Source organism: Polaromonas sp. (assembly GCF_041689105.1).
Taxonomy (GTDB): Bacteria; Pseudomonadota; Gammaproteobacteria; order Burkholderiales; family Burkholderiaceae_C; genus Polaromonas.
In genome coordinates, this window is sequence record NZ_JBDNGU010000089.1 from 46,372 (window position 1) to 59,244 (window position 12,873).

The following is a 12,873-nucleotide window of genomic DNA, read 5'->3' on the forward strand; positions in this document are numbered from 1 at the left end:
GCCCATGACCGACCCTGCCAAGCCCCTGCCCACCCCACCCACCGCCGGCAGCCCGCCTGAGCGGGTAAGCGTGCCCACGCCGGGGCTGGACAGCCTGGCCAAGTCTTTCGAGCCGGCCGCGATTGAAAGCCAGTGGGGTCCGCTCTGGGAAGCCAGCGGCATGTACGAACCCACGCTGGACTCTAGCAAACCGTCGTTCTCGATCCAGCTGCCGCCGCCCAATGTGACCGGCACGCTGCACATGGGCCACGCCTTCAACCAGACCATCATGGACTCGCTAACGCGTTATCACCGCATGAAGGGCGACAACACGCTGTGGGTGCCCGGCACCGACCATGCTGGTATCGCCACACAAATCGTGGTCGAGCGCAAGCTGCAGGGCGAAGGCAAGAGCCGCCACGACCTGGGCCGCGAGAAGTTCGCCGAAAAAGTCTGGGAATGGAAAGAGGAGTCCGGCACAACCATCACGCGCCAGATGCGCCGCATGGGCGACTCGGTGGCCTGGAAACACGAGTACTTCACGATGGACCCGAAGATGTCCAAAGTCGTGACCTCGACCTTTGTGCAGCTCTACGAGCAGGGCCTGATCTACCGCGGCAAGCGCCTCGTCAACTGGGACCCAATCCTGAAATCCGCCGTCAGCGACCTGGAAGTCGAGAGCGAAGAGGAAGACGGTTTTCTCTGGCACATCTCTTACCCGTTGACCGACGGCTCGGGTTCGCTGACCGTCGCGACGACCCGGCCCGAGACCATGCTGGGCGACGTGGCGCTCATGGTGCATCCCGAGGACGAGCGTTACCAGCACCTGATCGGCAAAGAAGTTGTGTTGCCGTTGTGCAACCGTCGCATTCCGGTCATTGCCGACGACTACGTGGACAGGGAATTTGGCACGGGTGTTGTGAAGGTCACACCTGCACATGATGCAAACGACTATGCCGTTGGTCAGCGCAACAGTTTGGTCGCCATTGGTGTGCTGGGCTTGGACGCAAAACTCTTGTCATTCGAGTCGGTAAAAAGCCACTGGGACTTGGTCTGGAACTATGGCGCCCAAAGTGATGAAGAGCGGCCTTATCACTCTGTCCTGTATAACTTTTTAGTGGGTTTGAACGACCTCGGCAAGCAAGACGCCATTTCTCGAATTATTCCTGAACATCTACAAGGGTTGGATCGCTTTGATGCACGTAAAAAAATCGTGTTTGAGTTAGACCAAGCTGGTTTTCTCGTTGAAACAAAAAAGCATAAATTGATGGTCCCGCGTTGCGCGCGCACTGGTCAAATCATTGAGCCTATGCTTACCGATCAGTGGTTTGTCGCAGTCAACAAGGTGAGCCCGAAGGACGGCACAGGAAAATCCATCGCTCAAAAAGCACGCGATGCGGTGGCGAGTGGTGAAGTTAAATTTGTGCCCGAGCAATGGGTGAACACTTACAACCAATGGATGGGGAGTATCCAGGATTGGTGCATCTCACGCCAACTTTGGTGGGGCCATCAGATCCCGGCGTGGTATTCCAAGTTTGATCCGGAACCCTATGTAGCCCGAACAGAGCAAGAGGCGTTGGTTAAGTTTTACGTTGCAATAGACAAAGCAATTCTGTCCGCTCAATCAGCGGTCAACAACATTGACCCGCGCCATAAGGACGCCGCTCTTAGTAATGTTGCTCGTCTTGAACGCATTCGCGGCGACGGGCTGTCTAGGGATGAAGACGTTCTCGACACCTGGTATTCGTCGGCCCTCGTGCCCTTCTCCTCCCTCGGTTGGCCCGAAAAAACCAAAGAACTCGATCTCTTTTTGCCGTCCAGCGTGCTGGTCACCGGCTACGACATCATTTTCTTCTGGGTCGCCCGGATGATCATGATGACCACCCATTTCACCGGCCAGGTGCCCTTTCACCACGTCTACATCCACGGTCTGGTGAAGGATGCCCAGGGCAAGAAGATGAGCAAGTCCGAGGGCAATGTGCTGGACCCGGTGGACCTGATCGACGGCATAGAACTGGCGCCGCTGCTCGACAAACGCTCGCAGGGCCTGCGCAAGCCCGAGACCGCCCCACAGGTGCGCAAGAACACCGAGAAGGAATTCCCCGCCGGCATCCCGGCCTATGGCGCGGACGCACTGCGTTTTACCTTTGCTTCGCTGGCCAGCCTGGGCCGCAGCATCAATTTCGACAGCAAGCGCTGCGAGGGGTACCGAAATTTCTGCAACAAACTCTGGAACGCCACACGTTTCACACTGATGAACTGCGAAGGCCAGGACTGCGGCTTGGCGGAACACACCAAAGAGCAATGCGCGCCCGGTGCCGAATTCCACAACTACCTGAGCTTCTCGCAGGCGGACCGCTGGGTTGCCTCCACCCTGCAACGTGTCGAGGCCGATGTCGCCAAAGGTTTTGCCGACTACCGACTCGACAACGTGGCTGGCAGCATCTACCAGTTTGTCTGGGACGAGTTTTGCGACTGGTACCTGGAAATTGCCAAGGTGCAGATCCAGAACGGTACACCAGCCGAGCAGCGCGCCACGCGCCGCACGCTGATCCGCACGCTCGAAGCGATCCTGCGCCTGGCGCACCCGGTGATTCCTTTCATCACCGAGGAGCTGTGGCAGAAAGTCGCGCCGGTGGCAGGCCTGAAAAAAGGCGACTACATCGGCCAGGCCGCCTACCCGCAAAGCCAGCCGGCCAAGATCGATGCGTTGGCCGAGGCGCACGTCGCCAAACTCAAGACACTGGTGGACGCCTGCCGCAACCTGCGGGGCGAGATGAAGGTCTCACCTGCCACACGGCTGCCGCTGTTTGTGGTCGGCGACCAGGCCTTCATGACCCAGTCCGCGCCTGCCATCAAGGCGCTGGCCAAGCTCAGCGAAGTCAAGGTGTTTGAAAGCGAGGCCGAGTGGGCCAAGGCGGCCGAGACCGCACCTGTCGCCGTGGTGGGGGAGGCCAAGGTCTGCCTGCACATGGAGGTGGACCTCGTGGCCGAAAAAGCCCGCCTGGGCAAGGAAGCCACGCGGCTGGAAGGCGAGCTGGTCAAGGTTCAGGCCAAGCTGGCCAACGAGGCTTTTGTGGCCAAGGTGCCGCCTGCGGTGCTGGATCAGGAGCGCAAGCGGCTGGTGGAGTTCACGGCGACGCTGGAGAAAATTCGCACCCAGCTAGCGCGGTTGAACTAACTTCCAGACCTCGTTTGGAGGCGACTCCCCTTCAAGCAGGGGCCGCGGAACCGGCTTTGCCGGGCCGCAGGCGCAGCGGCCCCCTCGGGGGGCAGGGATTTACACGAAGTGAATGACCGTGGGGGCCATTTCTAGCGCATGCCGAATTCGGGCTCGCCCCACTGCGATGGCGACACCGCACCGGGCAATTCCATCTCCATAGGCGCGCTCGGCACATAGTCAGCGCTGCGCGGCTGTCCGGCTGCAATGGCCTCATGCATGCGATGCGCCACATACCAGCTCGAACGCAGGCGTGCCTCCCGGGTGTGCGAACCCAGACGCGGCGTGATGAACAGGTTTTTCAAGCCGTTGACGGGCGAGTTTTCACCGGCGAAATTGTCTTCGGCACCATCGAGAATGCAGGCCTCAAGGCGTCCATCACACAGGGCCGCAGCCAAGGCAGTTTCGTCAAAAAGCGCGCTGCGACTGATGCCCACCCACAATTGCCCGCGCTTGCAGGCGACCAGCAGCTTTTCATTGACGAAACCGCGAAACCTGTTGGCATACAGCATCTGCACCGACACCGCATCGGACTGGCTGACCAGTTCGGTCAGAGTGACAGGCTGGATGCGCAAACGCTCCCAGATCGGGGCGGTATGGTGTACGGCCGGGTCATACCCGATCAGGCGCACGCCCAGGCTGGTCAACATGCCGGCCAGCGTGTGCGCGGTGGGTGCCAGCCCCAGGATACCCACGGTGCTGCCGTGCAGCTCGCGGCCCATCTGAGTGGAGGGATGGCGCTTGCCCATCAGCGCCGAAACCACGCCGCGCCGGTACAGCAGCAGCAGGCTGCTCAGCAGGTATTCGGCGTTGGAACGCACGTTGGCACTGCTCGCATGAACCACCTTGATACCGCGCTCCTTGCAGGCTTCCAGGTCGGTGTTGTCAGTGCCCACATGCAGGCGGCCGACGGCCTTGAGTTTGGGCAGAAAGTCGAGAAAGTCGCGGGTCACCACCGTTTGGCGCGGGAAAACAATGCCGCGCGTCTTGTAGGCCGTCTTGCGCAGGAGCACAAGATCATCCGCCAGCTCGGGACGGTATTCCACGCTGTGCCGCGACTCCAGCCAGGTCATGGCCTCAGGCACCAATGCATCAAGAAGTAAGATGTCCACCCGGTTATCCTTTTTTTTCATCGCGCAGTTTGTGCGCTTCCCACACAGATTCGGGCTGCCGTCCGACACTAGCCGTGTATGAATCACGCCACACTCTAGCCCTTTAACCTTTAAAAGTCGATGCAAAAAGTCACACTCAAAAAGGCCGTATTCCCGGTCGCAGGCTTGGGAACGCGGTTTCTGCCCGCCACCAAGGCGCAACCCAAGGAAATGCTGCCCGTCGTGGACAAGCCCTTGATCCAGTACGCGGTCGAAGAGGCCTACGCGGCAGGCATCCGCCACATGATTTTCGTCACCGGACGCAATAAACGGGCCATCGAAGACCACTTCGACACCGCTTATGAGCTGGAAACCGAGCTGGAAGCTGCAGGCAAGCACAAACTGCTTGAACTGGTCCGCTCCATGAACCCCGGTGACATGGACTTTTCGTATGTTCGTCAACCACGCTCTCTCGGTCTGGGCCACGCGGTTCTCTGCGCCGAGCATCTGGTCGGCAATGAGCCTTTTGCCGTGCTGCTGGCTGACGACCTGATGGTCGGCTCCCCGCCCGTGCTGGCCCAGATGGCCGAGCAGTTCGCGCAGTTGCATCAATCAGTGCTGGCTGTGCAGGAAGTGCCAGCCGAACAAACCCGCCGCTATGGCATCGTGGCGGGCGAAACCGTCAACGACAAGCTCATCAAGGTCGGGACGATGGTGGAAAAACCGGCCCCGGAAGTAGCACCCTCCCGCATGGGGGTGGCGGGCCGCTACGTCCTGACACCCGCCGTTTTCAGGCATATCCGCAACCAGTCCACTGGGGTGGGCGGTGAAATTCAGCTGACCGACGGCATTGCCGGCCTGATGAACGAGGAAAGCGTGTATGCCTTCCAGTACAGCGGCAAGCGTTATGACTGCGGCAGCAAAGAAGGTTTTCTGGAGGCCACGGTGGAACTCGCCCTGGCGCACCCTGAAGTTGGCGAGCATTTTCGCAACTACCTGAAGAATCTTCAGGTAGCCTGACCGCGCACCGGGCAGTCTCCAGCCTTCCCGCCGGAATCCGGGGACGGTCAGCGGCGCTTGAGCACGTGGATGAAGTCGCCGCCTTCGGTTTGCTGATCCACCAGCTCATTGCCTGTTTGCTTGGCAAACGCCATGAAGTCCCGCGTGGAGCCAGAATCGGTGGACACCACGCGAAGCAACTGGCCGCTGCTCATTTCAGCAAGCGCCTTTTTTGCTTTCAGGATGGGCAGGGGGCAATTCAGGCCGCGTGTGTCGAGTTCTTTGTCAATGTGCATCGTGTGTCCTTGATTGCCGCTATTTTAAGCAAATCGACAAGCCGACGTCCGTTTCTCAAGGCCTGGCCGTCGCCGAGCGGCCTCAGGCACCCACCGGCCGACGGCAAACGCCACGCCAGCAGAGCATCTGCCCCGACCGGTCAGCCGACCGCAGAGGGCGAGTCCGCTATCAAATATATAGCTGCTTAAACTCACAGGGTATGGGCTGAGGGATATTTAGTGTGAAAGACAAAATCCCGGGCTTGCTGGGCAAACCCGGGATCGGACTGGCGGCGCCCTGACGCGCGGCGGCTTATTTCATGCCGAATTTGACTTTGGCATCGTTCTGGCAGCCGTCTTTGGCTGCACCAGACATGCTGTCGCAGCGCTCCTTGGCAGCCTTGTACATCGCTTCGTTTTTGTCGGCGTTGGCGTCCTTGCGGGCTTGGGCGACACTTTTAGCCTTGTCGTTGTTGGCCTCGGCGCCAGCCTTGCTGACCTTGGCATCGGCCTTGGCGCTTATGCGAGCAGCCTTGGCGTCCTTCATGCAAACATCCTTTGCATTGCCGGCGAAATCGTCACACTTTTCCTTGGCCAGGTCATACGCCGCGTCTGCCTTGGCGTCACGCACCTGTTTGTCATGCCTGGGGCTGGGCTTGTACTGGGCTTCCAGTTCGGCCTTGGCGACTTTTTCAGCGCCCTCGGCCTCTGCCTGACAGATGTCCTTGGCATTGGCGCTCAGGATGTCGCATTTTTCCTTGCCGGCCTTGTACTCGGCTTGGACGCGGTTTTTTTGCGCTTTGTAGTCTTCCTTGGTCAACGCCATGGCGTTGCCGGCAAAAGCACAGGAGACAGCGAGGGTAAACATGGCGAGTCGGGTTTTCATTGGATTCCTCTGGATGAATTTATGGCGGATTTTTCGTGCGAAGATTGATGACGTTTTGATCACTCCTATCGGTCCATGCATCGATCAGTGCGTTGCTGACAACGCAGGCTCAAGTTAGTAGCGCTCAAAAAATCCGGTGGGGTTGTGCTCCTGGAAAGACGCAAGCTGTTTCTCGGCCTCGTCTTTGGCCAGGCCGTGGCGCGCCTGGATACGTCCGAGCAACTGGTCGCGCTTGCCCGCGATGATGTCGAGGTCATCGTCGGTGAGGTGCCCCCACTGTTCCTTGACCTTGCCCTTGAACTGCATCCAGTTCCCTTCAATTCGATCGTCGTTCATGTGGACCTCCTGAGGTGTATTGACGAAATCGCGCGCGCTTGGGCTTCGCGACAGAGGACTCTTACCTTAGGGATCGCCATTCGGCACTCCGGTAGGCTGGCGCTAGAGATGGGCGTAGGCGGCTACCTACAGCCAGGCATGTGCTGCCTGCGCCTGGAAAATGCGGCGGCCGGCTATTTCGCGCGCAAGGTGCGGCCGAGCAGCAGCACCGGCAACAAGCCCACCAACACCAGGGCCAGGGCTGGCAAGGCTGCCTCGCCGAGGCGCTCATCGCGCGCCAGCTGGTAGGTCACCACCGCCAGCGTGTCGCTGTTGAAGGGGCGCAGCACCAGCGTGGCGGGCAACTCCTTCATCACGTCCACAAACACCAGCAGGGCGGCTGCGCCCACGGAGCGCCTGAGCAGGGGCCAGTGCACCTTGAGCAGCAAGGCGGCGCCTGTGCTGCCCAGCATGCGGGCACTGTCGTCAAAACTTGAGGGGATGCGTGAGTAGCCGCTTTGCACCGACTGCAGCGCCACAGCCGTGAAGCGCACCAGGTAGGCCCACACGATGCCAAGCACCGTCCCGGTGACCCAATAGCCCGCCGCGGTTTGCGGGGCCGTCGCCTGCAACCATCCCACCGGTAGCAACAAGCCCACCACAATCACCGCGCCCGGGACGGCATAACCGAGACTGGCCAGTTGCACAGCGGCACGCGTCAACCAGTCGGGCTCGCGCCGCAGCGCAAAAGCCAAACCCAGGGCGAGCGCCGTGGCCAACGCTGCGCTGAGCCCGGCCAGGCCCAGGCTGTTGAGAGACCAGCCCACAAACTGCGTCCAGGGCAAATCGCCCCAGCTGCCCATCAAGGGGCGCAGCATGAACAGGACAGGCAACACAAACCCCAGGGTGATGGGCAATACACAGACCAGCCAGGCCATGCCGGCTTTCATGCCGCGCAGTACTGTGGGCACGGTTTCGGCGGTCCCGGCGCGGTCTCCCCGGCTGGTAGCAAAACGCATGCGGCGTTGCGCGTGGTGTTCGATGCGCAACAGCACAGCCACAACCAGCAACAACACCGTGGCCAGCTGGGCAGCTGCAAGGCGGTTGTCCATGGCCAACCAGGCCTTGTAGATACCGGCGGTAAAGGTCTGGATGCCGAAGTAGCTGGACACACCAAAGTCGGCCAGCGTCTCCATCAGCGCCAGCGCCACGCCGGCGGCCACGGCAGGTCGGGCCAGTGGCAGCGCAACCTCGCGGATGCGGCGATGCAGCGGCGCGCCCAGCAGCCGCGCCGCCTCCATCAAATGCGCGGCCCGCTCGGACAAGGCGGTTCGGGCCAGCAAATAGACATAGGGGTACAGAGAGACGGTAAAGACCAGCACAGCCCCGCCCAGGCTGCGTATCTCGGGCAGCAGCCGCCCCTGCAGGCCGAAGCTTTCGCGCAGTGCACTTTGCAGCGGCCCGGCGTATTGCAAGAAGTCGGTGTAGGCGTAGGCCACCACGTAAGCCGGCATCGCCAGCGGCAGCAGCAGCGCCCAGGAGAAAAAGCGTCTCCCCGGAAAATCAAAAAGGGTGACCGCACTTGCGGTCGCCATGCCGATCACGGCCACGCCCAGCGCCACCGCCAGGCACAGCAGCAGTGAGGTCCATGCGTAGTCGGGTAAAACGGTTTGCAGCATTTGCTGCAGGATGGGCAGGGAATCGCCATCGAGTTCCAGCCACGACAGGATCACCGCCAGCACCGGCAGGGTGAGAACGGCCATCAGCAGCAGCAGCAGCGCAGAAAGAATAAGGCGACGGGGCATGCGGTCCAGAAAAGATAGAGAGTGTTGTTGCGTCCGCCGGCCCATGCCTGTGGCCGCTCCGGGGCTTTGGGTTCTGCAAGTGTGAATGAGAATTGTAAGCATCTACAATTCAATCCATGTTTTTAGACCTTTCCCACCTGGTGGTGCACTACGCGGGCCAGCCCCGGCCCGCGGTCAATGGGGTCTCGCTGGGCCTGGCGGTCGGCGAGATCGGCGTGATGATCGGGCCATCGGGCTGCGGCAAAACCACCTTGCTGCGGGCTGTCGCAGGCCTGGAACGGGCGCAGACGGGCAGTATCTCGCTGGCGCAGGAAACGGTCAGCAGCGGCATGCTGCACATGCCGGCTGAAAAGCGTCGCATCGGCATGGTGTTCCAGGACTACGCCCTGTTTCCGCACCTGGACGTAGCCCACAACGTGGCTTTCGGGCTGGCGCACCTGCGCCCGGCCGAGCGTCAGCAACGCATCACCGAGGTGCTGGAGATGGTCGGCCTGGGCAGCGCACAACGGCGCTACCCGCATGAGCTGTCGGGTGGCCAGCAGCAGCGCGTGGCGCTGGCGCGCGCGCTGGCGCCGAGGCCGCGCCTGCTGTTGCTGGACGAGCCTTTTTCCAACCTGGATGTGGATCTCCGCGAACGGCTGGCGCATGAGGTGCGCGGCATCCTGAAACTGGCGGGCGCCACGGCATTGATGGTCACCCACGACCAGCTCGAAGCCTTTGCCATCGGTGACCGCATCGGCGTGATGAGCGACGGCCAGTTGCACCAGTGGGACGAGGCCTATGAGCTTTACCACCGGCCAGCGACGCGTTTTGTGGCCGACTTCATTGGCCACGGCGTGTTCACCCGCGCACAGATCATCCAGCGCGGCGACAACGTGGTGGTGAGTACCGTTCTGGGTGAGCTGAGCGACGTGCTGGAATGCCCCTTGCCTGGCGCCTATGCCGATGGCGTGTGCGACGTGCTGCTGCGCGCCGACGACATCGTGCACGATGATGCGGCGCCGGTAAAGGCGCAAATTGTGCGCAAGGCGTTTCGCGGCTCGGAGTTTTTGTACACCCTGAAGCTCCGCAGCGGTGAGACGGTGATGGCGCATGTGCCGTCGCACCACGACCATGCGCTGGGCGAGTGGATCGGCATTCGCGCCGAAGTTGATCACGTGGTGACGTTCCAGCCAGAAAGTTAGGCCCCCACGCTTGTCACTGCGTGTACTGCGCTGCCGCCAGAGGGGGCGTGTGCGCCTTGCCCGGCGCCGAAACGGTTAGGCGGGCTCGCTGAGCAGGCGGGCAACTTCCCTTTGCAGGTCGGCGGCCCAGCTTCTGCGGTCGCGGCCATTGCAGCGCTCAGGTTCGCCGAAAATCACTTCGGCGCGAAGCTGCCTGACGCACAAGGTTTCCCAGATCGACACAAAAATCGAGTCATCATCGATGTAGCGCGGCGCGAAACTGGTCTGCCCGGTGTCCGCGTCAACAAAGCGAAGGGCGATGGGCTGCACAGGGGCGTCAGCCGAGATGGCAGCCTGCAACAAATTGGCATGAAACGGTTTCATGGAGATTCCGTCGCCGGTGGTGCCTTCAGGGAAAACCGCCAGCACTTCGCCGAGTTGCAGGCGCTCGACCATCTGGTGAACCAGGCGATGAGCGTCGCGCCGGGATTCGCGCGCGATGTACAGGGTGCCGGCGCCACCGGCCAAAGTGCCCACCAGCGGCCAGTGTTCGATATCCGATTTGGAAACAAAACGGCAATACCGCGAGGCATGTAAAACCACGATATCCAGCCAGGACAGGTGATTGGCCACCAGCAACGCCGGGCCAGCGGCCACCGGCATACCCCGGACGGCCAACGTGATGCCCACGCCGCGCAGCATGGCCTGGGCCCAGGCATGAACCCGCGCTTCCCTGTCGTGCTGTGTCAGCTGGGGAAAACGGGTCAGGATGGTCCACAGGCCGCCGACAATGTGCGCCAGGGCCCAAAGCAGCCGCCAGACGGCCCTGGCTTGACGCATGCCGATCAGGCCTCGTAAGCCAGCTGCCCGCCGACCAGTGTCCAGCGTACCTGCACCGGCAACTGGTAGCCGGAAAACGGCGTATGTTTTCCCTGACTGCGCAGCGCGCCGGGCTGGACCGTCCATTCCGATTGGGGGTCGAACACACAGATGTCGGCCACACCGCCCTTGACCAGTTGGCCCGCACTGGTGTGCAAGGTGCCCAGCACGCTGCCAAGCACACGTGCCGGCTCACTGGTCAGCACCGCCAGCGCACGGGGCAAACCCGCGCCGCTGTCCTGGCCCCACTTGCACGCCAGACCCAGCAGCAGCTCCAGACCGGTTGCGCCCGGCTCGGCTTCGGCAAAAGGCAGGGTCTTGGCATCGGCCTCCACCGGCGTGTGGTCGGACACCAGCGCATCGATGGTGCCGTCCAGCAGGGCCTGTCGCAAGGCATCGCGGTCACGCTGCTGGCGCAGCGGCGGATTCAGCCGCATCCGGCTGTCGAAATAACCAATGTCGGTGTCGGTCAGGTGCAGGCTGTTAATGCTCACGTCGGCCGTCACGGGCAGACCTTCGGCCTTGGCACAGGCCAGCAAGCCCACGCCAGCGGCGCTGCTGATGCGGCAAATGTGCACACGTGCGCCGGTGGCGCGCATCAATTCAAACAAAGTGTGCAGCGCAATGGTTTCGGCCGCCACCGGCACACCACTCAGGCCCAGTCGGGTTGCGAGAGGCCCGCTGGCGGCCACGCCGCCGCCCAGCCAGCTGTCCTGCGCCCGCAGCCAGACGGTGTAACCGAAGCTGGCGGCATATTGCAGCGCGCGCAGCAAGACCTGGGTGTTGGCCAGCGGCACGTCGGCCTGACTGAAACCAACGCAGCCCGCCTCCGTCAGTTCTACCATTTCGGTCAGGGCCTCGCCCTTGAGCGCACGCGTCAGGGCACCCAACGGGAACACGCGCGACTGGTGCAGCTTTTCGGCGCGGAACTTGAGCATTTCGACCAATCCGGGCTCGTCGAGCACGGGGTCGGTGTCGGGCGGGCAGACCAGGCTGGTGACGCCGCCCGCGACGGCGGCGGCAAGCTCGCTTTCAAGCATGCCTTCATGCTCATAGCCCGGCTCGCGCAGGCGGGCCGCCAGATCGATCAGACCAGGCGCCACAATGCAGCCGGTCGCGTCAATGGTCTTGTTGGGCGAAAAATCGGCGACCTTTTCGTGGAGCGAGACGATGCGCCCGGCGGCAATCGCCACGTCGCCAACCTCGTCCAGCCCGGAGGCCGGATCAATCACGCGGCCGTTTTTGATCAGTATCTTCATGTCTCGTTCCCGGCAACAATGCTCATCACCGCCATACGCACCGCGATGCCGAAAGTGACCTGCGGCAGGATCACGCTTTGCGCGCCGTCGACCACGGCCGAGTCAATTTCGACGCCGCGGTTGATCGGACCGGGGTGCATCACGATGGCGTCCGGTCTGGCCAAACGGAGCTTGTCGTTGGTCAGTCCGAAACTCTTGAAAAACTCCTGGCTGCTGGGCAGCAACGCACCCGACATGCGTTCGTTTTGCAGCCTGAGCATGATGATGACGTCGGCATCCTGGATACCTTCTTCCAGTGTGTGGCAAACACGCACGCCCATCTGGGCCATGTCGGCAGGCACCAGGGTCTTGGGGCCTACAACACGCACTTCAGGGCAGCCCAGCGTCGTCAGCGCGTGGATGTCGGAGCGGGCCACACGGGAGTGCAGCACATCACCGACGATGGCCACGGTCAGATTGCTGAAGTCCTTCTTGTAGTGGCGGATGGTGTACATGTCCAGCAAGCCCTGCGTGGGGTGGGCATGCCGGCCGTCGCCGGCGTTGATCACATGCACGTGCGGAGCCACATGTTGTGCAATCAGGTAAGGCGCACCCGACTCGCTGTGGCGCACCACAAACAGGTCGGCGGCCATCGCACTCAGGTTGGAGATTGTGTCGAGCAGGGATTCGCCCTTGGAGGCGGAAGACCGTGCAATGTCGAGGTTGATCACATCGGCCGACAGCCGCGTGGCCGCGATTTCGAAGGTGGTGCGGGTACGGGTGGAATTTTCGAAAAAGAGGTTGAAGACGCTTTTGCCGCGCAGCAGCGGGACTTTTTTCACTTCGCGATCGCTGACGCTGACGAAGCTGGCGGCCGTATCAAGGATTTGCGTCAGCGTGGCTTTCGGCAGGCCTTCAATTGACAGCAAATGAATCAGTTCGCCGTTCTTGTTGAGCTGGGGATTTCGCCGGTACAGCACGGTCACGCCTTGCGCAGGGGCACCAGGCCGCCAGTGTGGGAAT

General features: G+C 61.8%; 11 protein-coding genes. 3 read left to right on the forward strand and 8 right to left on the reverse strand.

The window, feature by feature from the left end; translation table 11 throughout:
* Window positions 1–4: 4 nt before the first annotated feature.
* Window positions 5–3,160: a valine--tRNA ligase gene (locus ACESMT_RS08855; RefSeq protein ID WP_372826204.1), complete on the forward strand. Its 3,156-nt coding sequence runs from the start codon at window positions 5–7 to the stop codon at window positions 3,158–3,160.
* Between the two features lie 131 nt (window positions 3,161–3,291).
* On the opposite strand, the gene ACESMT_RS08860 is transcribed toward ACESMT_RS08855, so the two are convergent.
* Complete coding sequence (locus ACESMT_RS08860; protein ID WP_372826205.1) at window positions 3,292–4,332, reverse strand: NAD(P)-dependent oxidoreductase; 1,041 nt, start codon at window positions 4,330–4,332, stop codon at window positions 3,292–3,294.
* A gap of 99 nt (window positions 4,333–4,431) precedes the next feature.
* Here ACESMT_RS08860 and galU point away from each other — a divergent pair, with 99 nt between their 5' ends.
* Window positions 4,432–5,310, forward strand: a complete 879-nt coding sequence (gene galU / locus ACESMT_RS08865) for a UTP--glucose-1-phosphate uridylyltransferase GalU (RefSeq protein WP_372826206.1) — start codon at window positions 4,432–4,434, stop codon at window positions 5,308–5,310.
* A 47-nt stretch (window positions 5,311–5,357) separates the two neighbouring features.
* Here the strand turns inward: galU and ACESMT_RS08870 are convergent, their stop codons facing one another.
* The 4 genes from ACESMT_RS08870 to ACESMT_RS08885 form a co-directional block, all read right to left on the reverse strand.
* Window positions 5,358–5,585 (reverse strand): sulfurtransferase TusA family protein, encoded by a 228-nt coding sequence (locus ACESMT_RS08870; protein ID WP_304931606.1) that lies wholly within the window; start codon window positions 5,583–5,585, stop codon window positions 5,358–5,360.
* 292 nt (window positions 5,586–5,877) lie between these two features.
* Window positions 5,878–6,450 carry a hypothetical protein gene (locus ACESMT_RS08875; RefSeq protein WP_372826207.1) on the reverse strand — a complete coding sequence of 191 codons (573 nt, stop codon included), beginning with the start codon at window positions 6,448–6,450 and terminating at the stop codon, window positions 5,878–5,880.
* Between the two features lie 114 nt (window positions 6,451–6,564).
* Complete coding sequence (locus ACESMT_RS08880) at window positions 6,565–6,786, reverse strand: CsbD family protein (RefSeq protein WP_372826208.1); 222 nt, start codon at window positions 6,784–6,786, stop codon at window positions 6,565–6,567.
* 173 nt (window positions 6,787–6,959) lie between these two features.
* Window positions 6,960–8,570, reverse strand: coding sequence for an ABC transporter permease (locus ACESMT_RS08885; RefSeq protein ID WP_372826209.1), 1,611 nt, complete (start codon window positions 8,568–8,570; stop codon window positions 6,960–6,962).
* 116 nt (window positions 8,571–8,686) lie between these two features.
* On the opposite strand from ACESMT_RS08885, the gene ACESMT_RS08890 reads away from it, so the two are divergent.
* The gene (locus tag ACESMT_RS08890) at window positions 8,687–9,754 is read left to right on the forward strand and encodes an ABC transporter ATP-binding protein (protein WP_372826210.1); all 1,068 of its coding nucleotides are present in this window, start codon (window positions 8,687–8,689) and stop codon (window positions 9,752–9,754) included.
* Between the two features lie 75 nt (window positions 9,755–9,829).
* Here ACESMT_RS08890 and ACESMT_RS08895 read toward each other — a convergent pair whose 3' ends face one another.
* The 3 genes from ACESMT_RS08895 to ACESMT_RS08905 are packed head-to-tail and all read right to left on the reverse strand — an operon-like array spanning window position 9,830 to window position 12,830.
* A complete protein-coding gene (locus ACESMT_RS08895; RefSeq protein ID WP_372826211.1) occupies window positions 9,830–10,573 on the reverse strand; it encodes a lysophospholipid acyltransferase family protein in 744 nt (247 codons plus the stop codon).
* Window positions 10,574–10,578: 5 nt separating this feature from the next.
* Window positions 10,579–11,871 (reverse strand): dihydroorotase, encoded by a 1,293-nt coding sequence (locus ACESMT_RS08900; protein WP_372826212.1) that lies wholly within the window; start codon window positions 11,869–11,871, stop codon window positions 10,579–10,581.
* Window positions 11,868–12,830, reverse strand: coding sequence for an aspartate carbamoyltransferase catalytic subunit (locus tag ACESMT_RS08905; RefSeq protein ID WP_372826236.1), 963 nt, complete (start codon window positions 12,828–12,830; stop codon window positions 11,868–11,870). Before ACESMT_RS08905 ends, ACESMT_RS08900 begins: the two co-directional genes overlap by 4 nt.
* Between the last annotated feature and the right edge of the window lie 43 nt (window positions 12,831–12,873).

Coding starts and splice junctions, on each gene's coding strand:
- ACESMT_RS08890 (WP_372826210.1), top strand. CDS start 8,687: ATGTTTTTAGACCTTTCCCACCTGGTGGTGCACTACGCGGGCCAGCCC.
- galU (WP_372826206.1), top strand. CDS start 4,432: ATGCAAAAAGTCACACTCAAAAAGGCCGTATTCCCGGTCGCAGGCTTG.
- ACESMT_RS08875 (WP_372826207.1), bottom strand. CDS start 6,450: ATGAAAACCCGACTCGCCATGTTTACCCTCGCTGTCTCCTGTGCTTTT.
- ACESMT_RS08900 (WP_372826212.1), bottom strand. CDS start 11,871: ATGAAGATACTGATCAAAAACGGCCGCGTGATTGATCCGGCCTCCGGG.
- ACESMT_RS08860 (WP_372826205.1), bottom strand. CDS start 4,332: ATGAAAAAAAAGGATAACCGGGTGGACATCTTACTTCTTGATGCATTG.
- ACESMT_RS08870 (WP_304931606.1), bottom strand. CDS start 5,585: ATGCACATTGACAAAGAACTCGACACACGCGGCCTGAATTGCCCCCTG.
- ACESMT_RS08880 (WP_372826208.1), bottom strand. CDS start 6,786: ATGAACGACGATCGAATTGAAGGGAACTGGATGCAGTTCAAGGGCAAG.
- ACESMT_RS08885 (WP_372826209.1), bottom strand. CDS start 8,570: ATGCCCCGTCGCCTTATTCTTTCTGCGCTGCTGCTGCTGCTGATGGCC.
- ACESMT_RS08855 (WP_372826204.1), top strand. CDS start 5: ATGACCGACCCTGCCAAGCCCCTGCCCACCCCACCCACCGCCGGCAGC.
- ACESMT_RS08895 (WP_372826211.1), bottom strand. CDS start 10,573: ATGCGTCAAGCCAGGGCCGTCTGGCGGCTGCTTTGGGCCCTGGCGCAC.